The organism is Herbaspirillum rhizosphaerae (assembly GCF_046025915.1).
GTDB lineage: Bacteria > Pseudomonadota > Gammaproteobacteria > Burkholderiales > Burkholderiaceae_D > Herbaspirillum > Herbaspirillum rhizosphaerae_A.
Genome location: NZ_JAQQFR010000005.1, coordinates 77,040 through 101,865 on the forward strand (window position 1 = coordinate 77,040; position 24,826 = coordinate 101,865).

The window sequence follows — 24,826 nt, forward strand, 5'->3', positions numbered from 1 at the left end:
CTATCTCTCAAGAGGATAGAGGGGACACCAGCCCGCAACGTGCAAGCGTTGCGGGCTTTCTATTTGTAACTCGCTTGAAGGCCTGCTGCGAAGCCTTCAAGCGAGTTCGACGATGACGATGGTGTGTAGCTTCCCGGCATGACCCCGGGATCTCATTAGGAAAAGTGCATGTCTTACGGACCAAGAACAATCAGCGTAGCGCCCATGATGGATTGGACCGATCGGCACTGCCGCGTCTTCCATCGTCAGATTACGCGCCATACCTGGCTTTACACCGAAATGGTCACGACCGGTGCGCTGTTGTACGGCGACGTCGGGCGCCATCTCAATTTCAGCGATGAAGAACATCCCGTCGCCCTGCAACTCGGCGGCAGCGAGCCTGCCGATCTGGCCAAGAGTGCCAAGCTTGGCGAGCAATGGGGCTATGATGAGATCAACCTGAATTGCGGTTGCCCCTCCGAGCGCGTGCAGAAGGGCGCTTTCGGCGCCTGCCTGATGGCCGAACCGACCTTGGTCGCCGATTGCGTGAAAGCCATGCGCGACGCCGTATCCATCGACGTTACCGTAAAGCATCGTATCGGGATCGATGACGTCGAATCCTATGAATTCGTGCGCGACTTTGTCGGCAAGATCGCTGAGGCCGGCAGCAAGACCTTCATCGTTCACGCCCGCAACGCGATCCTGAAAGGCCTGAGCCCGAAGGAAAACCGCGAAATCCCACCGCTCAAGTACGACTACGCGTATCGCCTCAAGCACGATTTTCCGGAACTGGAAATCCTGATCAACGGCGGCATCAAGACCGTACCGGAGATCGACGAACATCTCAAGCACGTGGATGGCGTTATGCTGGGGCGCGAGGCGTATCACAACCCTTTCCTCATGGCCGGTTTCGATGCCCGCTATTACGCCGGACTCGACGGCGGTATTCAGGCCAATCGCAGCGAAGTGATCGAAGCAATGATTGCCTATGCAAGCGCACAACTTGCACAGCACGGCGACGGCGGCAAAGGCTTGCGTCTCAACAGCATCACGCGCCACATGCTCGGTCTGATGGCTGGCATGCCCGGCGCGCGCGCATTCCGCCAGACTTTGTCCGATTCCAAGCGGCTGGCGCTGGGTGATCCGGCCTTGCTGATGGAAGCGTTGTCGCATACGCAACTGGTCACGCTGGAATAATCCGCCAGCCTGCCTGATCATGCATGAATGCGGCATGAATGAAGTGATAAGCCGACCGCAAATCCTTTAAAATACGGGGCTACTGAGGGAATTCTTTATGCCTATAGCAACAACAGAAGAAATCGTCGCCGAACTGCGCGCTGGACGCATGGTGATTCTGGTCGACGAAGAAGATCGTGAAAATGAAGGCGACCTGGTGCTGGCCACCGATTTCGTTACGCCCGAAGCCATCAACTTCATGGTCAAGTACGCACGCGGTCTGGTGTGTCTGACCCTGACCGAAGAACATTGCGACCGCCTCGACCTGTCGATGATGTCGACCCGCAACGGCACCCAATTCGGCACCAACTTCACTGTGTCGATCGAAGCCGCTGAAGGCGTTACCACCGGTATCTCCGCCGCCGACCGTGCGCGCACGATTCAGGTTGCCGCCGCCAAGAATGCGACGCCAGCCGACATCGTGCAGCCTGGCCATATCTTCCCGCTGCGTGCGCAAAAGGGCGGTGTGCTCATGCGTGCCGGCCATACCGAAGCCGGTTGCGACCTGACCGAGATGGCAGGCTTGACACCGGCCGCCGTGATTTGCGAAATTCTCAAGGACGACGGCACCATGGCGCGTCTGCCGGACTTGCTGGAATTCGCCGAAGAGCACAAACTGAAGATCGGCACGATTGCCGACCTGATCCATTATCGCAGCCAGCACGAAAGCATCATCGAGCGCGTGGCCGAGCGTGAGATGCACACCGTGCACGGCAGTTTCAAGGCCATCGCCTATCGTGACAAACCAAGCGGCGGCGCCCACCTGGCGCTGGTACACGGCGATATCCGTCCAGGCGAAGAAACGCTGGTGCGTGTGCATCAGCCGGTATCGATTCTGGATTTGCTGGAAACCGAAGCGACCACGCACTCGTGGAACATGGCATCGGCCATGGCGGCGATCAAGGCGGCGCCAAGCGGCGTGGTGGTATTGCTCAATTGCGAAGAGTCGGCCGACCAGATGTTTGCCCAGTTCGCGGCGCTCAACAGCGCTCCGTCGGCCAAGCCGACGCGCGCTGACCGCATGGATCTGCGCACCTACGGTATCGGCGCCCAGATCCTGAAGGATCTGAACGTTTGCAAGATGAAGCTGCTGGCCAGCCCGCGCAAGATGCCGTCGATGACCGGTTTCAATCTGGAGGTTACCGGATATCGCGCCAAGCCGGAAGCCTGAAACAACATAAGCAGCATAAGCAGCATAAGCAGCGGCGGCGGATGAAGAGCCGGACTGAGCATAAGAGATACCGTTCCACGGTGGTACCTTGCAGGCGTATCTTGAATGCGTATCTTGAGATCGCTGCAATCGCTTGATCCGGTATTGGTCCGATGCATCTGCCGGCACTGCTGCAATACTATTCACACTCAACAGAAGCGCAAGTTTGCGTATAAGGAAAAGCCATGACTATAGGTACTTACGAATCGGATCTGAATGGCGAAGGCTTGCGTATCGGCATCGTGCAGGCACGTTTCAATGAAGACGTCTGCCATGGTCTGCTCGCAGCTTGCCTGGCGGAGCTGAAGCATCTGGGCGTGCAAGACGAAGATATCCTGCACGTCAGCGTGCCGGGCGCGCTGGAGATTCCGCTGGCGTTGCAAAAGATGGCCGAGACTGATCAGTTTGACGCCTTGATTGCGCTGGGCGCGGTTATTCGCGGCGAGACCTATCACTTCGAGCTGGTATCCAATGAATCCGGTGCAGGCATCACGCGCGTCGGCCTCGACGCCGGCATCCCGATCGCCAACGCCGTGCTGACCACGGAAAACGACGAGCAGGCGGAAGTGCGCATGGCAGTCAAGGGCGCAGACGCGGCCCGCGTCGCCGTTGAAATGGCCAATCTGGCACTGGCGCTGGACGAGCTGGCGCAAGTCTCGGAAGAAGAATAAGCACCTCGGAAGCGGCGCTCGTTCTGCGGCACTGATGCAGATGAATGAGCAGGGCGATGCGCCTATCCATTTTTGTATTTTGTATCGAACCGGTTTGACCTATTCAACATGACCAATAAAAATCTCCACGCCAATCCGAGCAAGAATCGCACACCGCGTCACCGCGCGCGCGAGTTCGCATTGCAAGGCCTGTATCAATGGCTGCTCAACAATGAAGATGCCGGCGCGATTGAAGCCCACATCCGCGAAGCCCATGGTTTCGACAAGGCGGATGCAGAACACTTCGACGTGCTGCTGTACGGTGCGATCAAACAGGTCGCCGATCTGCGTGCCGGTCTTGCGCCACTGATCGATCGTCCCATCACCGAACTGTCACCGGTAGAACATGCGGCACTGTTGATCGGTGCCTTCGAACTGAAGAACAACATCGAGATTCCGTACAAGGTCGTCATCAACGAAGCGGTTGAGTTGACCAAGTCTTTCGGCGGTATCGATGGTCACAAGTACGTCAACGGCGTGCTCGATCGTTTCGCCGCGAAGGTGCGCGAAACCGAAGTAGGCGCCGGTCGTCGCTAATCGCCTTGCCGGTTTGCTCTGCTGATTCGTTTTGCCGATTTTTCATCGGTGGGTTTTGATCCTGATTTTTCCGCCGTTGCTGCAGGCATGATCGCAGTGCGGCGCGTTCTGCTTTTCTACACATCCCCATGAGCTTTCACGATCTCGCGTCACGTCTGGACAACATCGCACCCTTTCATGTGATGGAGTTGGCCAAGATGGCTGCTGCCCTCGAGCAACAAGGTCAGCACATTATTCATATGGGCATCGGCGAACCTGACTTCACCGCTGCGCCTGCTGTTATTGCCGCTGCGACACAAGCGATGACGGACGGCAAGATGCAGTACACCTCGGCAACAGGTTTGCCGGCGTTACGAGAGGCGATCTCAGCGCATTATCAGCGGGTATACGGGTTGGACATCGCGCCAGGCCGAATTGTGGTCACAGCGGGTGCCTCAGCGGCCTTGTTGCTCGCCTGTGCCGCGCTGGTGGAAAAAGATACCGAAGTCCTGATGCCGGATCCCTCATATCCATGCAATCGTCATTTCGTTGCCGCCTTCGAAGGCAAGGCCAAATTGATCGAAAGCGGGCCGGAACATCGCTTCCAGTTGTCCGCAGGCATGGTTCAGGAACATTGGTCGTCGGCAACCAAAGGCGTCTTGCTGGCGTCGCCATCGAATCCGACCGGCACCTCGATCCTCCCGGAAGAGTTGAGCAAGATCGTTGACGTCGTGCGCGAGAAAAAAGGCTTCACCATCGTCGATGAAATCTATCAGGGCTTGTCGTACGAAGGCGCGCCGTTCTCGGCCTTGTCGCTGGGCGAAGACGTCATCGTCATCAACAGCTTCTCCAAATACTTCAACATGACCGGCTGGCGTCTCGGCTGGCTGGTGCTGCCCGAGAGTCTGGTGCCGCAAGTCGAAAAGCTTGCGCAGAATTTATTCATCTGCGCATCGTCGATTGCACAGCACGCCGGCATCGCTTGCTTCGCGCCGGAATCGATCGCGCTGTATGAAGAACGCAAAGCCGAATTCAAACGCCGTCGCGATTACATCGTGCCGCAACTAGAACGTCTCGGCTTCAAGGTGCCCGTGATGCCGGATGGTGCGTTTTATGTGTATGCCGATTGCAGCGCGCTGAGCGACGATGCCGATCAATTCACCATCGACATGCTCAACAAGGCTGGTGTGGTGCTGGTGCCGGGATTGGATTTCGGCCCCGCTACGGCGCATCGTTATATCCGTTTGTCGTACGCGACGTCGATGGAAAATTTGCAGGAGGCGGTTCGCCGTCTGGAAAAATATCTGGCCGAACGCTGAGGCGTAAATCTTCACGCATCGTTGCCGGTACCAGTACCGTTACCGTTATTGATGAAGTGAAATGAGTGACGCAAATAAAAAAGGAGCCGAGGCTCCTTTTTTAATGCTTGCTCCAACGAAGAGAAAATTACAGTGCAGCGATTTCTTCAGATGAAGTCACGCCTGGCTTCTTCGGCGCAGCAGCAGCCATGTCGCCGACAGCGGTCGGCTTGGCTGGCGTCACTGCCGGCAGGGCAGGGCGCACGGCTTGCACCGGCGGCTTGATCAGCGCGGTCGTGAAGATCGAGATGTTCTTGCCGACTGCGACTTCCTTCAGGTTCTGGTATTCGGACAAGACCTTCAGTCCGTAACCGCCGTCGTTGTCCATATCGGCAGCACCGACGTAGCTCTTCAAACCTGCTTCAACCGATCCGCCGCGTGTGACGTATTCCTTCAGGATCAACGAACCGACCTTGATGTTGGCAACCGGATTGAGCGCCGCTTTGACGCCACCCAGTTCCTGGAACTTGTCGTGGTGAACCTTGGACATGACTTGCATCAGTCCTTGCGCACCCATCGGGCTTTCCGCGAACGGATTGAAGCGCGATTCAATTGCCATCACCGCCAGGATCAGCAGTGGATCGAGTTTGATTTCACGTGCAGTCAGATATGCTGCCGACACCAGCATATCGGTTGCGTCGCCCGCAACACGGTAACGCTTGGACAGCCATGTCGTCACCAGTTTTTGCTGGCGTGGTGTCCCGATGATCTTGCGCTCTTCCTCAGTCATCGGTACGGCTGCAGCAGCGGCCGCGGCAGCAGCCACAGGTGCTGCGGCAGTCAATGCCGGTGCCGGGACATCCATCAGATTAGCCAGCGATGGCGCTTCCGGGACGACTTCTTCGGGTTGATCATCCGAAAAAGGCGACAGAGCCATCAGCTTGTCGGCGAATTCCGGATTGAAAAACATCATGCCCAAAACGAACAGAGCTGCGATACCTGCCAAAGTCAGCGCGTAGTGCGCTGCGGTAAAAAAGCGACCGATTCTGCTTGGAATGGACTTCGCCCATTGTGCAGAATGGTCAACCATATCGGAGGCGGAGCTTAACTGCGCCTCGATGGGTTGGTTTAACATTGAACCTCCTGAATGTTGCAACTTACATAGGGCAAAGCCGGCCAAGAGTGAAAAACCGGATTACTGACTACATGCATCACAATCAAAACACTGCCGTCGCAAAGCGTTACGGCAAGCTACGGGTTGTTTGCGGTTACTGCAGGGCCGTCGGCTCCGGTGCAGTGCAATACAACCAAGTTCGGGGGAGAAGGCTGACGCCTTTTGATAACACTCCTTAAAAATGCCAGTGGGACCCCGTTCCCGTGAAACCTTGCGAGCTGATTCGGGTTCCACACCCGGCTCCTTTAATCAAGGTGCGCGAATTGTAGAAGCCACTTTATATCAAGTCAATACTATTAAAACGATTTAATATAACTTTTAAATCTTATTTTTGAGGGGGTATCCCGTCAAAAATCAATAGAATCAACCGTTTGCCCGGTCTACCTCATCTAAGGGCTGTACTCAAGAAAACCAGCGAAAAAAAATGAAATACACAGATTTACGCGATTTTATTTCGCAACTGCAACTTTCCGGAGAATTAAAACACGTCTCCGTACCCGTCTCTCCTTACCTCGAAATGACGGAAATTTGCGATCGTACCCTGCGCGCCTCCGGGCCAGCGCTGATTTTCGACAAGGTAGTCGACAAAAATATCCCTGTCCTTGCCAATCTTTTCGGTACGCCGCGCCGTGTGGCGCTCGGCATGGGGGCAGAAGATGTCAGCGAATTAAGGCGCATCGGCCATTTGTTGGCGAAGTTGAAAGAGCCCGAACCGCCGAAGGGTTTCAAGGATGTCATGGGTCTGGGCACGCTGGTCAAATCGCTATGGGACATGGCGCCCAAGGAGCGCAGCTCGGCACCGTGCCAGGATATCGTGTGGGAAGGCAACGACGTCGACCTTGATCGCCTGCCGATTCAGCACTGCTGGCCAGGCGATGTGGCACCTCTTATTACATGGGGTCTGGTGATCACCAAAGGACCTAATAAGAAGCGCCAGAATCTCGGCATCTATCGCCAGCAAGTCATCGGCCGCAACAAGGTCATCATGCGCTGGCTGGCGCATCGCGGCGGCGCGCTCGACTTCCGCGAACACTGCATCGCCAATCCCGGCAAGCCGTATCCGATCGCGGTTGCCCTCGGCGCCGATCCCGCTACTATATTAGGAGCAGTCACGCCGGTGCCGGACAGCCTGTCCGAATACCAGTTCGCCGGCCTGCTGCGCGGCAGTCGCACCGAGCTGGTCAAAGCCATCGGCAGCGAGTTGCGCGTGCCGGCGTCGGCCGAAATCGTGCTGGAAGGGCATATTTACCCCGATGAATCCCATCCCTCCGGCTACGAGCATGCGCTGGAAGGTCCCTATGGCGATCACACCGGTTACTATAATGAGCAGGATTGGTTTCCGGTCTTCACCATCGACCGCATCACCATGCGCCGCGATCCTATCTATCACTCTACCTACACCGGCAAACCGCCTGATGAGCCGGCTGTGCTGGGCGTGGCGCTCAATGAAGTATTCATCCCGCTGCTGCAAAAACAGTTCAGCGAAATCACCGACTTTTACTTGCCGCCGGAAGGCTGCAGCTATCGCATGGCGGTGGTGCAGATGAGGAAATCCTACGCCGGTCACGCCAAGCGCGTGATGTTCGGCGTATGGAGTTTTCTGCGTCAGTTCATGTATACCAAGTTCATTGTGGTGGTTGATGAAGATGTCGACATCCGCGATTGGAAAGAAGTGATCTGGGCCATCACCACGCGCGTCGATCCGGTGCGCGACACAGTCATGGTCGACAACACGCCGATTGATTACCTCGACTTCGCCTCGCCCATCAGCGGTCTCGGCAGCAAGATGGGTATCGACGCCACCAACAAGTGGCCGGGTGAAACCAGCCGCGAGTGGGGCACCGTCATCACCATGACGGATGCAGTCAAGAAGCGGGTGGACAGTATCTGGGACGAGCTCGGTATATAAATAGCGAGTGACGTTGTAAGCATTGCAGCCTGTGATGTCTCGCAGGCTGCATGCAGATTGCCGCTTCTCAACAGCCAGCGGCGATCTTTGCAATTGCAGTAATTTATCCTGTCGCAGAGAACAGCGCTCGCACCGATGGCGCAGATGAGGTACAATTCGTGCCGGCGGGCCCCTGCGCATTGTGGCATGGTCAACCTGGTCAGGTCGGGAACGAAGCAGCCACAGCCATTTCCTGCAAGTGCCGCAGACAAGGCTCGCCTCTTCCTTCGAAGTTTTCTTCAGGAAGCACTCAACAAGTCGTGACGAATTCAATCCGTTACCGACAGTCCGGTTCTACCTTCCTTCAGTTATTTCAGTTCTACGAGCAATCAGTCAGCCTCAGGCCGTTTTGCCGCCGACTGTAAAGCCGATCGTCGTCATGCCGCCTCTGCTCGCTGCGAATGCGGTGCCGCCGTGCATGAGCGCGATAGCCTTGACGATGGCCAGGCCGAGCCCATGGCCATGGATACCGTCGACTTCGCGGCGTGCGGTGTCGACGCGATAAAAACGGTCAAACAGGCGCGGCAGATGGCGTTGTTCGATTGGTTCGCCCGGGTTGGAGACGGCGACCTGCACATCCTTGTTTTGCGCATCGATGGAGACTTTGATGCGCGCGCCGGCAGGGGAATGCTGGATCGCATTCTGTAATAAATTGGTCAATGCGCGGCGGAAAAGTGCGGTCTCGATCATCGAAGTCGCGGTCGTGTCGCCGGTGACTTCAACGCTCATTTCCATCTCGTCGAGTACGAATTCGAAGAACTCGATAGTCTTCTGCACCTCATCGGCGATCACCGTGTACACCAGGCTGGTGGCGGCTTCGCCCTGATCGCACCGAGCCAGGAACAGCATGTCGTTGATGATGGAGCGCAGCCGATCCAGCTCTTCCAGATTCGATTGCAGCACCGTTTCAAACTCGGGTGCGCTGCGTTCGCGCGATAGGGCAACCTGGGTTTCACCGATCAGATTGGCTAGCGGCGTGCGCAACTCATGTGCCACATCGGCGTTGAAGGCCTCCAACTGCTTATACGCATTCTCCATGCGGTCCAGCGCGCCGTTGAAAGCTTGCGCCAGATCGGATAATTCATCCGGCAGGGCAGAGACGGTAAGGCGTTCGGACAAGTTCTTCGGACTCAGCGTCTGCGCCTTGTCCGACATTTTCTTGAGTGGCTGCAAGCCGGTGCGCGCAATCCAATAACCGAACAGAATCACCAGAAAAACGCCGATCAGCGACAAGCCGATCATCGCCGCGACGAAGGTGCGCAGCGTTTCAAAATAAGGTTCGGTGTCCACGCCCACCGTGAGACGGATGGCGGGGCGGTCGAGATAGGCAGGCAGAATCTTGGTCAGCGTATGCAGCGGAAATTCTTTGCCCTTAATGCGCAGCCTGCCGATGTTCTTGGGGTCGTAATCGAACTCATGCAGTTCGGCCAGATCCTTGCCGTAGCTGAAGCGCGGATCGTCGCTGAATACCCAGAAGCGCACCTTGCCATCGGCCGGTGTCAGCGTGTCGAGCTTGGCTTGCACGCGCGCCCAGCGATCAACCGTGCCGATACGCGAGACCATGTATTCGATATCGTTGAAGGTCGTCACCAGGCCATCGCGTTCATGGCGCAGCAGCTCGTTCTTGACCACGGCATACAGCACGCCGCCGATCAGCGAAAAAATGATCAGCGCCGAAGCAGCAAACATCATCACCAGGCGCGTGATAATGGAATGCTTCATCCGTCTTCCTCTTCGTCATTTGCATCGTGAGCCGGCAAAACGGTACGCGGTTCCAGTACATAGCCCATGCCGCGTATCGTGTGCAGCAGCTTCTGTCCGAATGGTGCGTCGATCTTGGCGCGCAGGCGCTTGATCGCAACTTCCACCACGTTAGTGTTGCTGTCAAAATTCATGTCCCAGACCAGTTCGGCAATCGCCGTCTTGGACAGGATCTCGCCCTGGCGGCGCGCCATGATCGCCAGCAGTGCAAACTCCTTGGCGGTCAGGTCGATGCGGACATTGTTACGGAATGCCTTGCGGCTCAGCAGATCAATCTGCAGGTCGCCAATGCGCAGCTGTGCCGGCTCCTGCGAACGGCCGCGCCGCGTCAACGCCTGCAAGCGCGCCAGCAGTTCAAGGAAAGAAAAGGGTTTGATCAGGTAATCATCAGCACCGTCGTGCAAGCCCTTGATGCGGTCTTCCACACGGTCGCGCGCCGTCAGCATGATCACCGGCGTCTGCTTGATGGTGCGCAGCGAACGCAGCACCGAAAAGCCATCCAGGCCGGGCAGCATGACATCCAGCACGATCACATCGTAATCGTGCTGAATTGCCAGATGCTGGCCGTCGATGCCGTTGGCGGCCAGATCCACGGTACACCCCTGCTCGGTCAGACCCTTGCAGAGGTACTCCGCCATCTTGTGCTCGTCTTCGACAATCAGAACTTTCATTCCTGCTCCTGGTACCGCGTTCATAGACATGTGACTATTAATGCGATTCTATTACAGGTGTGGCGCCTTTCTTGGCTGCCTTGCGTGCTGCGCGCGCTTCTTTTTTGTTCATGTACCAGTAATGCGCGCGGTCCAGATACAGATAGATCACCGGCGTGGTGAACAGCGTCAGCGCCTGCGACAGCACCAGACCGCCCACCATCGCATAACCCAGCGGACGGCGCAGTTCGGAGCCGGCGCCATGGCCCAGCATCAGCGGCAGACCGGACAGCAAGGCGCACATGGTGGTCATCATGATCGGGCGGAAGCGCAGCAGGCAAGCCTGATAGATCGCTTCTTCCGGTTTCATGCCATGCTGGCGTTCGGCGGTCAGGGCGAAGTCGATCATCATGATGCCGTTCTTCTTGACGATACCGATCAGCAAGATGATGCCGATGAGCGCAATCACGCTGAGATCGTAGCCGCCCGCCATCAGAATCAGCAGCGCACCCACGCCCGCCGACGGCAGTGTCGACAAAATCGTCAGCGGATGGATATAGCTCTCGTACAGCAGACCCAGCACGATATACACCGCAATCAGCGCTGCCGCGATCAGGTAAGGCTGCGAGGCCAGCGATTCGCCGAAGGCCTTGGCCGTACCCTGGAAGGCGCCGGTCAACGTGGTCGGCACACCCATTTCCGCCTGAGCCTGGTTGATGGCATCGACCGCTTCACCCAGCGCCACACCCGACGCCAGGTTGAAGGAAATCGTCACCGCCGGGAACTGGCTCTGATGGCTGATCGACAGATACGCGGTCTTGGTCGTATCAACCTTGATGAAGGTCGACAGCGGTACTTGCTGGCCGGTGAGCGGCGAGGTCAGGTACAGCTTGTTGAACAGCGCCGGATCTTTTTGCAACTCAGGCGTGACTTCCAGCACCACGTGGTAGCTGTTGATCTGGGTGAAGTATTGCGCTACCTGGCGTTGGCCGATCGCATCGTAGATCGTCGCATCGATCAGCGACGGCGAGATGCCGAAGCTGGACGCGCGTGCACGGTCGATGGTGATCGTCGCTGTCGCCGCATTGTTCTGCTGGTCGGAGGCAACGTCGGTCAGTTGTTTCATCTTGCGCAGGCGATCCACGACCTTCGGTGCCCAGGTATTGAGCTCATCAAGATTGGAGTCGGTCAGCGTGTACTGATATTGCGTACGCGCCAGACGGCCACCAACATTGATGTCCTGGCTGGCCTGCATGAACAGATTCACGCCCTGGATCTTGGCCACTTGCGGACGCAGGCGTGTGATGATTTCGCTGGCGTCGGCGGTACGGCCTTCGTCCTTCGGTTTCAAGGCAATGAAAAAGTTACCTGTGTTGAAGGTGGTTGAACCGGCGCTCATTGCAAAACCGGTGACGTCGGGGTCCTTGCGGACAACTTCTGCAACTTGCAGCAGACGACGGCGCATCGCCTCCGAAGAGATGTCCTGCGACGATTCCGCAAAACCCACAATCACGCCGTTATCCTGTTGCGGAAAGAAGCCCTTGGGAATGATCACGAACAAGAACGCCGTGAACGCCACGGTGGCGATGAAGGTCAGCAGAGTGATGAATTGATGGCGCATCACGACGTCGAGGCCGCGCTTGTAGCCGTTCAGCAGAGTGTCGAAGAAACGTTCAAACAGCTGGTACAGCTTGCCGTGTTTTTCGGCATGGCTGTTCTTGAGGAAGCGCGAGCACAGCATCGGTGTCAGCGTCAGCGAGATGATCACCGATACGCCGATGGTCAGCGTTACGGTCACGGCGAATTCACGGAACAGACGACCGACGATACCGCCCATCAGCAGCAGCGGGATGAACACCGCCACCAGCGACACCGAGATGGAGATAATGGTGAAGCCGATTTCGCTGGAGCCTTTCAGCGCCGCTTCCATCGGTGACATGCCTTCTTCGACGTAACGGTAAATGTTTTCCAGCATCACGATCGCATCATCGACCACGAAGCCGACTGCAATCGTCAGCGCCATCAGCGACAGGTTGTCGAGGCTGTAGCCCACCAGATACATCACGCCCGCCGTGCCCATCAGCGCCAGCGGCACGGTGATGCTTGGGATCAGCGTCGCGGCGACGTTGCGCAAGAACACGAAAATCACCATCACCACCAGCGCAATGGTCAGGATCAGCGTGAACTCAACGTCTTGGACCGACGCGCGAATAGTCTGAGTACGGTCAATCAGCGTGTTGATGTGTACGCTGGCAGGAATCGCTGCGCGCAGACGCGGCATCGTTGCCTTGATGCGCTCCACGGTTTCGATCACGTTGGCGCCCGGCTGCTTGGTGATCGCCAGCACAATCGAACGGCCATTGGTGAGTGTGGTGTCGGGCGCTGCCGCAGCACCGGCGAAGGCCCATGCAGCAATCTTGTTATTTTCCGGACCGTCGACGGCGGTGCCGATATCGCGGATGCGGATCGGCGCGCCGTTTTTGTAGGCTAGCACCATGTCGTTCCATGGTTCGGCGCTCAGCAACTGATCATTGGTGTAGACGGTAAAGCTCTGATGCTGACCGTCAACGGTACCCTTCGGCTGGTTGACGGTGGTCGTGGCGATGACGCCACGAATGTCTTCCAGACTCAGACCCATGGTCGCCAGTTTGGCTGGATCCACCTGGATGCGTACGGCTGGTTTTTGCTGGCCGTTGACGCTAACCAGACCCACGCCGGAAATCTGCGAAATCTGCTGCGCCAGAATATTGTCGGCGTAGTCGTTGACCTGCGTCAGTGGCAAGGCATCCGACTGCACCGAAACGATCATGATCGGCGAATCGGCCGGGTTGATCTTGCGAAAAGTTGGCGGGTTGGGCAAGTTGGAGGGCAACTGGCCGGTCGACGCATTGATCGCTGCTTGTACGTCCAGCGCAGCGGCATCGATGTTGCGGTTAAGGTCGAACTGCAAGGTGATCTGAGTGCTGCCCAGTGCACTTTGCGAGGTCATCTGCGTCAGACCTGCAATCAGCGAGAATTGTCGTTCCAGCGGCTGCGCCACGTTGGACGCCATGGTTTCCGGACTGCCGCCGGGCAAGCTGGCGGAGACCTGAAGGGTAGGAAAGTCGACCTGCGGCAGCGGCGCCACCGGCAGCAACGGCCAGACGGCGATACCGACCAGCAGGATAGCGATCGCGAGCAGCGTGGTGCCGATCGGACGCTTGATGAAGGTAGCGGAAACACTCACTTTGCGGATCCTTTCGCAGCAGCGGCGTTGGCTTTGTTTTCGACGATGCGGCTACCCGGTTTCAGCTTGTACTGACCGTCAAGCACTACGCGCTGTCCTGATTCGACACCCTTGGTGATGACGGCGATGCCATCCTGAATACGTGCCACGACAACCGGCTGGATCGCCGCAGTCTCGTCGGCCTTGATGATATAGACGTAAGTGCCTTCCTGATTGCGCTGGATGGCGGCGGCCGGCAGGGTCAATGCCACGCCATGATCATCCATCTGCAGATTGACGTTGACGTACTGGCCCGGCCACAGGGTGTGCTGTGGATTGGTGAAACGTGCTTTCAACTGCACCGTACCGCTGGTCGTGTCGATCTGGTTGTTCAATAAAATCAGGTTGCCGGTGCCCAGCGCATCCTTGTTGTTGGTGCGCGCGTAGGCAGTCACTTTGAGTGACTTGTGATTGGTCAGCTGGGCGCGGTTGATGGCTGGTACTGCTTCTTCCGGCAGGGTGAATTGCACGGTGATCGGATCGATCTGATTGATCACCACCAGGCCGTTCACATCGGTGGCGTGCACGATATTACCGGCATCCACCAGACGCGCGCCGACGCGGCCGCTGATCGGTGCATTGATGGTGGTATAGCTGAGCTGCACCTTGGCATAGTTGATCTGTGCTTCGTCGGTCTTGACGGAGGCTTCCAGTTGCGCGACCAGTGCCTTTTGCGTATCGAGCTGTTGTTGCGTGGCGGCGTCTTGCTGACGCAGCGTGGTGTAGCGTTGCAAGTCGATCTTGGCGTTGGTCAGTTGCGCCTGATCCTTGGCTTGTTGCGCCTGCACTTGCGCCAATTGCGCTTGCAATGCGCGTGGATCGATTTGCGCGAGCAACTGGCCGGCCTTGACGTCCTGGCCTTCGGTAAACGCAACCTTGTCGAGCTGACCATCGATGCGCGCCTTGACGGTCACGCTGGCATTGGCGGTGACGGTACCGACACCGGTCAGGTACAAGGGCACATCGCGCTCTTCCACTTTTGTCGTCGTCACGGAAATCGCGGGACCTTGCTGCGCCTGCGGATTAGGTGCAGCAACGGCATCGGTGCGATGCATCAGGGTCCAGGAACCACCGCCAACGAGAACGACAACCGCAGCGGAAATCAACAGAGTGGAACGTTTTTGAATGAATGAAGTAGTCATACTTTAACTCGCAAGATTGTTTTTCTTAGTTGGCGGCAGCAACGGGTGTGCCGGTTGCCGTCGTCTGATTGATATCGCCGACGCGCCAGCCGCCGCCGACCGCCTTGATCAGCGCTACGCTGGCAACCAGCTGGCGGCCGAGCAAGGTCACGGCGGTGCGTTGATTGGTCAGCGATGTGGCCTGTGTCGTGACCACCGACAGATACGTCGTGGTGCCGGCCTGATACTGGCTCAGCGCCAGTCGTTCAGACAGCTGCGCCGCCTTGACCGCCTGATCCTGGACCTGGCTTTCCTGATCCAGCACGCGCAATGTCGAGAGGTTGTCTTCCACTTCTTGCAGGCCGCCAAGGACGGTTTGCTTGTACGTCGCCACCGAAGCATCGAAGGCGGCAGTCGCCTGATCGTTGCGTGCGCTGCGTGCGCCGCCATCGAACAGGGTGGCAGCAAGCGTGGCGCCCAGCGACCATACACGGCTTGGCGTATCGAACAACTGGGAGAAGGCGATCGCGCTGTAACCACCGGTCGCATTCAATGTCAGCGTTGGGAAATAAGCGGCGCGCGCCACGCCGATGTTGGCATTGGCGGCAGCCGCCAGACGTTCGGCATTGGCGATATCGGGACGGCGCTCCAGCAGGTCGGACGGCAAGCCGGTCGGTGTTGGCGGCATGCTTGCCTGCAACGCGGCACCGTCGGTGGTGACCGGCGCGAGCGTGAAGACTGCCGGCGCTTTGCCAACGAGGATGGCGATGGCGTGTTCCAGCTGGTTGCGCGTGGCGTCGAGATCGATCAGTTGTGCCTGTGCCGAGCGCAATTGCGTTTCAGCCTGCGCGACGTCGGAGCGCAAGGCCACACCGGCTTCATATTGATGCTGGGTCAGTTGAAACGACCGTGTATAGGCAGCGACGGTGCGTGCATACAGATCCTTTTGCAGATCGGTCACGCGCAGTTGCAGGTAATCCTGCGCCAGGGTTGCCTGGATACTCAGGCGTGCCGCCGCAAGGCTGGCTGCGCTTGCCGCGCTGGTCGCGTCGCCGGCTTCCACCGAGCGCCGCACACGGCCCCAGACATCAGCTTCCCATGAGGCATTCAGACCGACGGCATAGGTATCCGTCAGCCGGCTGCCGGCCGTCGCGCTATTGGTCCGCGCGCGGGTGGGGCCGCCGGAAACACCGACCGTCGGCCACAAGCTGGCGCGCGCAATGGCGGCGGTGGCCTGAGCCTGGCGATATTGCGCCTCGGCGAAGCGGATATTCTGATTGGCTTTATTGGCCTGATCGATCAGGTCGTTCAGCACCGGATCCTTATAGGCTTCCCACCAGCGGTGATTGCTGTCGATCTGTCCCGGCTCGGCGATTTTCCACGGGCCTTGTTCTTTATAGGCAGTGGGCAAATCCATTTGCGGGCGAGCGTAGTCAGGGCCGACGGCGCAACCGCCGAGCAAAGCTGCGGCGGCCAGAGTGATTGCGGACAACGCTAAGGCTGGCTTGAATGCGTGTTGGGGTGGCGATTTGGCGGTCGCTGTCATTGGTAGATTCCAAAACATGGTTGAGCGTGCATTTGGCTGGACGACATGGGATCAAAGGGAACTGCCGGTGGGCGTCGGACAGGTTAACTGGCGACGCCTTTCTACAGCATTACTGTACGAGGGGGTGGTCAACTTGATGCTGACGGAAATATGACATTTCTGTCAGTTTCGGCTGCGGAGTAGGTTGCTTTGTTTTTATTGTATTTTGGCAACCAAATCAGACCGGCCAGGCGCGCTGGAGAATCTCCTGCTGCAAGGAGGCGTCGGCATGCAGCGTGCCGTAGACGCGGCCGTTTGCCGCGTCGCTGCGACTGAGTACAAAAGCCTCCGCCATCGCTGCGGGCGCATGCTGCAACATCAAGGCGCTCTGTACCGTCAGGATCAGTTGCTGCACCAGGCGGCGTGCCAGCATCTCGCGTTGTTCCGGCGGCGTGGTCAGCAGTTGTTTCAAGGCATCCAGCGATGCCTGCAGGACATGATGGCCGTCGGCGACTTGCTGCAATTCTTCCAGCAGCAAGATACAGCCTTCCGGTTCACGCTCCATGGCGCGCAGTACGTCGAGGCACATCACATTGCCCGAACCTTCCCAGATCGAATTCACCGGCGCTTCACGATACATGCGCGCCATCGGCGCTGTCTCGACATAGCCGTTGCCGCCCCAGACTTCCATGCATTCGCCGGTAAATTCCAGCGCGCGCTTGCAGATCCAGAATTTGGCGGCGGGCGTGACGATGCGCCGCCATGCGCGTTGCAGCGGGTCGTTCGGCGATTCGAAGGCACGTGCCAGACGCAGCATCAGTAGTGTCGCCGCTTCACTTTCCAGCGCTAGATCGGAAAGCACATTGCGCATCAATGCCTGCTCCGCTAACTGCTTGCCGAAGGCGCTGCGATGACGCGCGTGGTGGATCGCCTGAATCAGAGCATGGCGCATCAGCCCGGCGCTGCCGATCACGCAGTCCAGGCGTGTGTGGTTAGCCATTTCGATGATGGTGGGAATGCCGCGTCCTTCATCGCCGACCATGACGCCATAGGCATCGTCGAATTCGACTTCGCTACTGGAGTTGGACCGATTGCCCAGCTTGTCCTTGAGGCGCTGGATCAGCACGCCGTTCTTTTGTCCATCGGGACGCCAGCGCGGCACGAAGAAGCACGACAAGCCGTTGTCGGTGCGCGCCAGCACCATGTGCGCATCGCACATCGGCGCCGAGAAAAACCATTTGTGGCCGATCAGCGTATAGGCTGCACCGCGTCCGCTGCCATTGAGCGGACGTGCGGCAGTGGTGTTGCTGCGTACATCGGAGCCACCTTGTTTTTCTGTCATGCCCATGCCGATCAGCATTGAGCGCTTTTGCTCCAGCGGCAGGTCGCGCGGATCGTGTTCGCGTGAAAACAATTTGTCGCGCACCATCGGGAACAGCGCATCCTCATGGCGCAATACCGGCAGCGAAGCAAAGGTCATGGTGGTCGGGCAAAGCGATCCCGCTTCCACCTGCGCGTGCAGGAAGTAGCCCGCAGCGCGCGCCACATGTGCACCAGGCATGCCTTCGTAGGCAGGCATCCACGGCAGCGCGTGCAGGGCTTCGCGGCGCAGCAGCGCCAGCAGTGCATGCCAGCTGGGATGGAAGTCGACACGATCGATGCGGTTGCCGAAGCGGTCGTGGGTTTGCAGTTCGGGAGTATGGCGATTGGCCAGTTCGGCCAGTTGCAGCACATCGGCGCTGCCGAGTTCTGCGCCGTAATTGGATAGCGGCGCGGCATGCCAGCCGGCCTGTTCACGTTGCACGCCTTCGCTCAGGGCCAGATCGGTGCTGTACAGATTGACATCTTTCAGCTCGGGAACCTGGTTGGTGACTTCATGCGTTTTCATTGCAACTCCTGTACGTGGACGGGCGGAGAGGGTGAAGCGAGGTGAAGCGCAGCACAGACGACGGCGCGGACAGTGTAAGGCATTCACCGCAAGAAGACAGCGCGACAGCGCAAGCGCCGGGCAATTTCAGCGCATTAGGTGAATTTGCTATAACTATATAAGTATCTTGTCGCTAAGGCCGTCCTGCACATGACAAAGACTCATATTAAAATGAGGCTTCTGAAAGGACTCCTCCGACCATGCCTTACCTGACCATCGAAGATACCATCGGCAATACGCCCTTGATTCAATTGCAACGTATCGGCGGCGAAGACGTCGCACGACGCAACAACATCATCCTCGGCAAGATAGAGGGCAACAACCCCGCCGGGTCGGTCAAGGACCGTGCTGCATTGTCGATGATCCGCCGTGCCGAAGAACGCGGCCAGATCAAGCCGGGCGATACCCTGATCGAAGCCACCAGCGGCAATACCGGTATCGCATTGGCCATGGTTGCGGCAATGCGCGGCTACAAGATGGTCTTGCTGATGCCGGAAAACCTCAGCGAAGAGCGCCGTCAAAGCATGGCCGCCTATGGCGCCAAGATCGTCCTTACGCCCAAGAGCGGTGGTATGGAATACGCGCGCGACCTGGCAGAACAAATGCAGAAGGAAGGCCAGGGCCTGATCCTGGATCAGTTCGCCAACGCCGATAATCCGCAGGCGCACTATGAAACCACCGGCCCCGAGCTGTGGCGTGACACTGAAGGCCGCATTACCCATTTCGTCAGCGCCATGGGCACTACCGGCACCATCATGGGCGTGTCGCGTTACCTGAAAGAACAGAATCCGGAAATCCAGATCATCGGCGCCCAGCCGGAAGAAGGCTCGTCGATCCCAGGCATCCGCAAATGGCCGGAAGCGTATTTACCGAAGATCTATGAAAAGCCGCGTGTCGATCAGCTTGAATACGTCAGCCAGGCCGCAGCCGAAAACATGGCGCGCAAGCTGGCGATGGTCGAAGGTTTGTTCTGCGGTATCTCCGCAGCAGGCGCCTGTGAAGTGGCATTGCGCGTCGCGCAGCAGGTGGAGAATGCAACGATTGTGTTCGTCGTCTGCGATCGCGGTGATCGCTATCTCTCCACGGGCGTTTTCCCGGCGTAAGCTCGGAAGTGAAGTGGTGAACAAGCGGTGAACAAATGGTGAATGCATTCATGTGTTCGCCACAATAAAAAAACGGAGCCTGAGGCTCCGTTTTTTTATTCCATACCAGGAGTTGCAGGCGAACCTGGCTTCGGTTTGAATTGCTTGTCGCTGATGCGGAATTTTTCGCGGCGATCACCCATCAATTCGCGCAGTTCGCGGATCGACAGTTCGCTGACTTCATGCATGCGAATCAGCAGCGACGCACCAACCGGCAGACGACGGTGGCGGATCTTGCTGATCACCGGCGGAGCCACTTCCAGCGCACGCGAGAGCGCGGCATCGTTCTTCAGATGCAGCTTCTCGATCAATGCGTCGAGCAGGTGGTTAGGATCGTAGTTGATTTGATCCGAGAGAGAAGTATCGTTGGTGCCATTAGGTGTAGTCATGATCGGACGTTCCATTATGCAGATGTTTATAAGGGCCTTGTTTGTGCAAGTGCTATTAGTTCTTGGTAAAACTGCAAAACGTGGTTAACCAGTTTCCATTAGAGGTGCCATTCTTTTCCCACTGCAACATACACAACTCGAACCAAGGCCATCGGGATCAGTCGGTCTGACTTGCCAGCCTTTACTATTCGTTTCCGTGTTTCCCACTTCGGTACTGGCAAAACGTCAATATTGACGTCAGTACATCCAGTGAGAAAAGTCTATTACAAAATAGTTGCGAGAAATCACCTCGAATTTGTAACAGATATTAACAGGATTTTTTCTATATTTGGTGTTGTTTCTTTGACACGACAAAAGACAGCTGATTCCAGCCATTTAAGCCGAGATCCCGCATGGTAGCTATGTTTCGCTCGAAAATAGCGCTTGCTTCGGGGAAAGCCTGGACGGCGCGATCGATGCTGCTTTCTCGCAACAGATGCAAAACAGGGTAGGGAGAACGGTTGGTAAAGTTGTCGATATCGTCCGGTGCGGCATCGGCAAATTGGTAATCAGGATGGAAACTGGCGATTTGCAGCTCGCCTTCCAGGCCGGCATTTTCAAGTACCTCGTCGGCAACATCGAGGAAGTTGTTGTAATTCAGAAAGTCTTGCAATACGCGTGGATGGATGAGCACCGTGGTATCGATTGCCTCCGGATCGCTGTCTTGCAGATGCTGCAATTCGCGCGACAATTCCTCGGCGAGATCGGTCTCGGTTTCGGCGTGACTGACGACATAGCGGATCTGGTTTTTGACGTAGACCGACTTGGCAAAAGGGCAAAGATTGAGGCCGATCACGGCCTCGCTGATCCACGCCTGGGTGAGCGCAATGACGTCGTCGTCGGAGGGAAATGGTGCGGTATTCATGGCGGCATTGTCTCATGACGTCCGGAGGCCAGACAGTACGGAGAGCGAGGGAAACAGCGGAAACGGCCCGAAATCGGCTATGCTTCACATCCTCGTTTTTAATCTACGCACAAAATAAGACCTCCATGGCGCTCAAAGCAACCATCTTCAAAGCCGATCTGCAGATTTCCGACATGAACCGGCACTACTACCAGAACCATACCTTGACCATCGCCCGTCATCCGTCGGAAACCGATGAGCGCATGATGATCCGCGTGCTGGCCTTCGCGCTCAATGCCAGCGAGTCGCTGACCTTCGGCAAAGGCTTGTCGGACGTGGAAGAGCCTGATATCTGGCAAAAGGATCTGACCGGCGCCATCGATCTGTGGATCGAAGTCGGCCAACCCGATGACAAGCGCATTCTCAAAGCCTGCGGTCGTTCCGCACGCGTGATGGTGTATAGCTACAGCAGCTCCAGCAGCATCTGGTGGGGCCAGACCGGCAACCGCGTCGAGCGCGCCAAGAACCTCACCGTCATCAACATCGCGGTCGAGACCAGTCAGGCTCTGGAAAAGCTGGCGCAGCGCTCCATGCAATTGCAATGCACGATTCAGGACGGCCAGATCTGGCTGGGCAACAATGAAGAGATGGTGCAAATCGACCCACAGGTAATTAAACCGTAGTCAGCAGGTCACGCACCGACGGCAGCGTATCGATCGCTTTGAGGCGGGACAGCAGCAGCGCAGCGTTGCTGCCGCCATCCCGGTTTCCTTCGGCGACACATTTCAAGAACTTGTCTTCGATTTCTTCCTGACGCATCGGACATTGCGCCGCACCGCGCGCATACGCCTGAAATCCCTCCACCCAATCACGGCCCGCTGCCTTGATCTGCATGTTGGCTCCTTCCGGCGCTGCTTCGCAGGCACCTGCCAGGCTCCAGCGCGGACCGACGGTCATGGTAATACGCTGCATCAGGGCAATCACGCGCGGTTCCTGCAAGACCGCGCCGTCAAGATGCGCCAACTCCACCGTCCCATACAGCAATGACACTGCCACGGCGAAAGGCATGCTGAATTGCGCTTCCTGCCGCGTCGCGGGTTTGTTGTAAATCAGATTGGCAAAAACAATTTGCGGCACGTCGCAGAGGATCTCTTCAATCTCATCCACAAGAATGCCGTGCCGGGCGACGATGGCCATGGCGGCATCGACTGCGGCGTGCGAAGACAGGCAAAGCGGAATGCGCTTGAGGTCGACGCCGGGCGATTCCAGAAACCAATGTGAACCAAGCTGCGCAATCATGGCGATATTGAATTCGCCGTGATTGAACAAGCCAGTGAAACCGTTCCAATGTTCGAAGGCATCATGCGGGCCGCTGGCGCCTTGTGCTGCCAGTAAGGCAGCTACCACACCGGCTTCTGCCGCACGGCCTGCCATCAAGGGTTTGGCGTCGGTGCCGAAACAGGCTTTCAATCCACCGGTGCCGGCCACCGCCAGTCCCAGCGCCGAGGCAGTTTGCTTGCGATCCAGCTTGAGCAGCCAGGCCGCCGCCGCGCAGGCGCCGACCGGGCCGAGCACGCCGGTAGTCCACCAACCCTGATCGTAGAGGATGCTGTTGGTGGCGGCGCCGACGGCGTATTCACATTCGGATCCAACGATGAATGCTGTCAGCAGATCGCTGCCGGATGCATTGCGTTTTTGCGCAACGGCGATGGCAGCGGGAGCGATCACGGCAGACCCGTGCATGAAACCGGCGTAGCAATTGTCGTCAAAGTCCAGCGCATGCGCCGACGCGCCATTGACGAATGCCGCCGCAGGCGCGGAAAGCAATTGCGGGCCGCCGACGATGGCGGCATCGCCGCGCGAACCGGCGTCCACGGCGATGGCGCGTGCGGTGCGCGCCACTGCCGTTGCCGAGCCGGCGAAAGCCACACCGATGGTATCGAGCAGACAGTTGGTGGCGATGGCGCGTACAGAGGCGGGAATATCGCTGTGTTGCAGGCCGCAGATCCAGTCGGCCAGGCGTTCAATGGCGGTAGGGTGAGTCATGGTGTGACGCTGTGTCATGGAAGAGAAAGCGGAGGTGTTGCTTGTGTTGCTTGTATTGCTTGCCCGATGCGATCTTGCCGCGGAGCTTGTCCGAGACAACATCGCATCAGGCAATGACGACGCAGGGGAATCGCGTCGCGGGCTTATTCCAGCTTATTCCGGCAGGGGACCGGCTGGTGCGCCCAGCCACTTCTTCGACATCTCGTCGATGGCACCGTTGCTCTTGGCTTCGCGGATGATCTCGTTGAGTTTGGCGACCAGTTGCGGTTCACCCTTTTGCACGCCGATGTAGCAAGGCGCATTGGACAGGATGACCTTCAGATCCATGCTCACCGACGGATCCTTGGCCTTGATCGTGGCAGCCACGGCGGTGCCGGTCGCAAACATCTGCGCCTGACCGGCGAGGAAGGCAGAGACCGTGCCGTTGTTGTCTTCAAAACGCTTGATCACGGCGCCCGGCGCCAGACGCGAGAGTTCTTCATCCTGCATCGAGCCGCGTGTCACCGCAATGACCTTGCCTGTCAGTTCGCTGTAGTTTTTGGCGATGATTTCCTGCTTGCCGAAAACGGCATCGAAGAATGGTGCATAGGCGATGCTGTAGTCGATGACCTTTTCGCGCTCAGGCGTTTTGCCGAGCGAGGAAATGGTCAGGTCGGATTTTTTGGTCTGCAGATACGCGACACGATTCGGGCCGGTGACGGGGATCAGTTCCAGTTTGACGCCGAGCTTCTTGGCGACCAGTGCTGCCATGTCGATGTCATAACCACGCGGCGTCATGTCGGTGCCGACCGAACCGTATGGTGGATAGTCGGTCGGTACGGCCACACGAATCACCTTGCGTGCAAGGATGGTGCTGAGGGCGTCCTCCGCCATGGCATTGCCGGAAACAGCAGCGGCAATCGAGACGGCAATCAGGCTAAGCAGGAGAGAGCGGCGTTTCATTTCGATATCCTTTCAGTGATATGCGTGGTGAACAAGTAAGTCGTGAAGTACGGGGTGTGCCGAAGCGGATTGCATTGCCTCTGTTTTGAAAATTGCTTGTATGTCAGTTGTCGTTTTTGCGTGGGCGTGATTTCGATACCTTGGGTAATTCGCTGTCTTCCGCACCCCACCATTCGCCCATGCTCCACAGATTCTTTTCCGTCTCGGACACCGAGGCCTTGACATCAACCTTGGATGTCGCCGCCATGAGTGCGACCAGGATTTCACTGACGAGAAAAGCCGGGACCAGCGTGTCGAAGAAGGATGCATTCTGTTTGCCGACCAGGATGGTCTCGGCGGCCATGCGCGCAATCGGCGAGCTGTCGCTGTCGGTGATAGCGATCAGTTTGACGCCGGCTTTGGCAAGATGTCCGGCAATTGATACTGCGCGGCGCGAGTAAGGGGCGATGCAACAGACGAACAAGGCATCCTTGGAACCAGCCTGATGCATGATCTTCATCATGCCGCTTTCGCCGGCGCCATCGATGAGCGTGATGTTCTTGGCGAAGTACTCCGAGACGTGAGAAAACTGAAACGCTACCGGAAACGATGAGCGCAATCCCAGGCAATAGATCGTGCGTGAGGCTGAGAGAATTTTCACGGCACGTACGATGGCGGCTAAGGTGTCGGCGCTGCACAGTGCCTGGATGTGTGCGATGGCGTTGTTGGCGACGTCCAGTGCCAGCGCCGTTTCGCCGATCTTCTGATTCAACTCCACCAAGCCGTGGGCGCGCTGGCTGTACTCGTTGCTGCGTGAACGCAGATTGTTCTTGAACACCTCGCGGATGTCGTCGTAACCCTCCATACCGAGAAATTTGGCCAGCCGTGTCATGGTCGATGGCGGAATGCCTGCCAGCCGCGCCTGTTCGCGCATGGACATCACGGCCACTTCATGCGGATGATCGAGCACGAAGCTGGCAGCCAGACGCACATGTCGCGGCAGGCTATCGAAGCATTGCTTGATGTGCAGCACCAGCGCCTGCTGAGAACGCAGGGCTTCGGAGGACTTCGGTGACTCTGGCGATGCTGATGTGGCTTGATTCACGTTGATGCTCCGCAATCGGG

General features: G+C 57.7%; 20 protein-coding genes and 1 other RNA gene. 9 read left to right on the forward strand and 12 right to left on the reverse strand.

The genetic code is table 11. From position 1 onward, the window contains the following. Positions 1–168 precede the first annotated feature (168 nt). From dusA to PQR63_RS09110, 5 genes are all read left to right on the forward strand, one after another. On the forward strand, positions 169–1,176 hold the full coding sequence (gene dusA, locus PQR63_RS09090; protein ID WP_408167530.1) for a tRNA dihydrouridine(20/20a) synthase DusA: 1,008 nt from the start codon (positions 169–171) through the stop codon (positions 1,174–1,176). Between the two features lie 97 nt (positions 1,177–1,273). After that, the gene (ribBA, locus tag PQR63_RS09095) at positions 1,274–2,386 is read left to right on the forward strand and encodes a bifunctional 3,4-dihydroxy-2-butanone-4-phosphate synthase/GTP cyclohydrolase II (protein ID WP_408167532.1); all 1,113 of its coding nucleotides are present in this window, start codon (positions 1,274–1,276) and stop codon (positions 2,384–2,386) included. Between the two features lie 224 nt (positions 2,387–2,610). Further along, the gene (gene ribH / locus PQR63_RS09100; protein ID WP_094562873.1) at positions 2,611–3,096 is read left to right on the forward strand and encodes a 6,7-dimethyl-8-ribityllumazine synthase; all 486 of its coding nucleotides are present in this window, start codon (positions 2,611–2,613) and stop codon (positions 3,094–3,096) included. A gap of 108 nt (positions 3,097–3,204) precedes the next feature. Next, positions 3,205–3,672, forward strand: coding sequence for a transcription antitermination factor NusB (nusB, locus tag PQR63_RS09105; protein ID WP_050477883.1), 468 nt, complete (start codon positions 3,205–3,207; stop codon positions 3,670–3,672). 128 nt (positions 3,673–3,800) lie between these two features. Then, the gene (locus tag PQR63_RS09110) at positions 3,801–4,970 is read left to right on the forward strand and encodes a pyridoxal phosphate-dependent aminotransferase (protein ID WP_408167533.1); all 1,170 of its coding nucleotides are present in this window, start codon (positions 3,801–3,803) and stop codon (positions 4,968–4,970) included. 127 nt (positions 4,971–5,097) lie between these two features. Here PQR63_RS09110 and PQR63_RS09115 read toward each other — a convergent pair whose 3' ends face one another. Next, positions 5,098–6,084: a transglycosylase SLT domain-containing protein gene (locus PQR63_RS09115; protein WP_408167534.1), complete on the reverse strand. Its 987-nt coding sequence runs from the start codon at positions 6,082–6,084 to the stop codon at positions 5,098–5,100. Between the two features lie 463 nt (positions 6,085–6,547). On the opposite strand from PQR63_RS09115, the gene ubiD reads away from it, so the two are divergent. Beyond that, positions 6,548–8,032, forward strand: a complete 1,485-nt coding sequence (ubiD, locus tag PQR63_RS09120) for a 4-hydroxy-3-polyprenylbenzoate decarboxylase (RefSeq protein ID WP_408167535.1) — start codon at positions 6,548–6,550, stop codon at positions 8,030–8,032. Between the two features lie 163 nt (positions 8,033–8,195). Next, positions 8,196–8,294: signal recognition particle sRNA small type (gene ffs / locus PQR63_RS09125), an RNA gene on the forward strand. Between the two features lie 116 nt (positions 8,295–8,410). Here the strand turns inward: ffs and PQR63_RS09130 are convergent. The 6 genes from PQR63_RS09130 to PQR63_RS09155 form a co-directional block, all read right to left on the reverse strand. Then, positions 8,411–9,793, reverse strand: a complete 1,383-nt coding sequence (locus tag PQR63_RS09130; RefSeq protein WP_408167536.1) for a heavy metal sensor histidine kinase — start codon at positions 9,791–9,793, stop codon at positions 8,411–8,413. Beyond that, positions 9,790–10,503 (reverse strand): heavy metal response regulator transcription factor, encoded by a 714-nt coding sequence (locus PQR63_RS09135; protein WP_408167537.1) that lies wholly within the window; start codon positions 10,501–10,503, stop codon positions 9,790–9,792. The genes PQR63_RS09130 and PQR63_RS09135 overlap by 4 nt, the downstream gene beginning before the upstream one ends. A gap of 37 nt (positions 10,504–10,540) precedes the next feature. Then, positions 10,541–13,708 carry an efflux RND transporter permease subunit gene (locus tag PQR63_RS09140; protein ID WP_408167538.1) on the reverse strand — a complete coding sequence of 1,056 codons (3,168 nt, stop codon included), beginning with the start codon at positions 13,706–13,708 and terminating at the stop codon, positions 10,541–10,543. After that, positions 13,705–14,889 (reverse strand): efflux RND transporter periplasmic adaptor subunit, encoded by a 1,185-nt coding sequence (locus PQR63_RS09145; protein ID WP_408167539.1) that lies wholly within the window; start codon positions 14,887–14,889, stop codon positions 13,705–13,707. Before PQR63_RS09145 ends, PQR63_RS09140 begins: the two co-directional genes overlap by 4 nt. Before the next feature lie 25 nt (positions 14,890–14,914). Next, complete coding sequence (locus PQR63_RS09150) at positions 14,915–16,414, reverse strand: efflux transporter outer membrane subunit (RefSeq protein WP_408167540.1); 1,500 nt, start codon at positions 16,412–16,414, stop codon at positions 14,915–14,917. Positions 16,415–16,631: 217 nt separating this feature from the next. Beyond that, complete coding sequence (locus tag PQR63_RS09155) at positions 16,632–18,281, reverse strand: isovaleryl-CoA dehydrogenase (RefSeq protein WP_408167541.1); 1,650 nt, start codon at positions 18,279–18,281, stop codon at positions 16,632–16,634. Positions 18,282–18,520: 239 nt separating this feature from the next. On the opposite strand from PQR63_RS09155, the gene cysM reads away from it, so the two are divergent. Beyond that, positions 18,521–19,423, forward strand: coding sequence for a cysteine synthase CysM (cysM, locus tag PQR63_RS09160; protein WP_408167542.1), 903 nt, complete (start codon positions 18,521–18,523; stop codon positions 19,421–19,423). A 95-nt stretch (positions 19,424–19,518) separates the two neighbouring features. Here the strand turns inward: cysM and PQR63_RS09165 are convergent, their stop codons facing one another. Next, positions 19,519–19,851, reverse strand: coding sequence for a hypothetical protein (locus PQR63_RS09165; RefSeq protein WP_094566158.1), 333 nt, complete (start codon positions 19,849–19,851; stop codon positions 19,519–19,521). Positions 19,852–20,173: 322 nt separating this feature from the next. Next, positions 20,174–20,755: a DUF1415 domain-containing protein gene (locus PQR63_RS09170; RefSeq protein ID WP_408167543.1), complete on the reverse strand. Its 582-nt coding sequence runs from the start codon at positions 20,753–20,755 to the stop codon at positions 20,174–20,176. A gap of 125 nt (positions 20,756–20,880) precedes the next feature. On the opposite strand from PQR63_RS09170, the gene PQR63_RS09175 reads away from it, so the two are divergent. After that, on the forward strand, positions 20,881–21,417 hold the full coding sequence (locus PQR63_RS09175) for a YaeQ family protein (RefSeq protein ID WP_408167544.1): 537 nt from the start codon (positions 20,881–20,883) through the stop codon (positions 21,415–21,417). Here PQR63_RS09175 and PQR63_RS09180 read toward each other — a convergent pair. From PQR63_RS09180 to PQR63_RS09190, 3 genes are all read right to left on the reverse strand, one after another. Continuing rightward, on the reverse strand, positions 21,407–22,780 hold the full coding sequence (locus PQR63_RS09180) for an MmgE/PrpD family protein (protein WP_408167545.1): 1,374 nt from the start codon (positions 22,778–22,780) through the stop codon (positions 21,407–21,409). The genes PQR63_RS09175 and PQR63_RS09180 overlap by 11 nt on opposite strands. Positions 22,781–22,933: 153 nt before the next feature. Further along, on the reverse strand, positions 22,934–23,722 hold the full coding sequence (locus PQR63_RS09185) for a transporter substrate-binding domain-containing protein (RefSeq protein WP_408167546.1): 789 nt from the start codon (positions 23,720–23,722) through the stop codon (positions 22,934–22,936). Between the two features lie 103 nt (positions 23,723–23,825). After that, on the reverse strand, positions 23,826–24,806 hold the full coding sequence (locus tag PQR63_RS09190; RefSeq protein WP_408167547.1) for a MurR/RpiR family transcriptional regulator: 981 nt from the start codon (positions 24,804–24,806) through the stop codon (positions 23,826–23,828). Between the last annotated feature and the right edge of the window lie 20 nt (positions 24,807–24,826).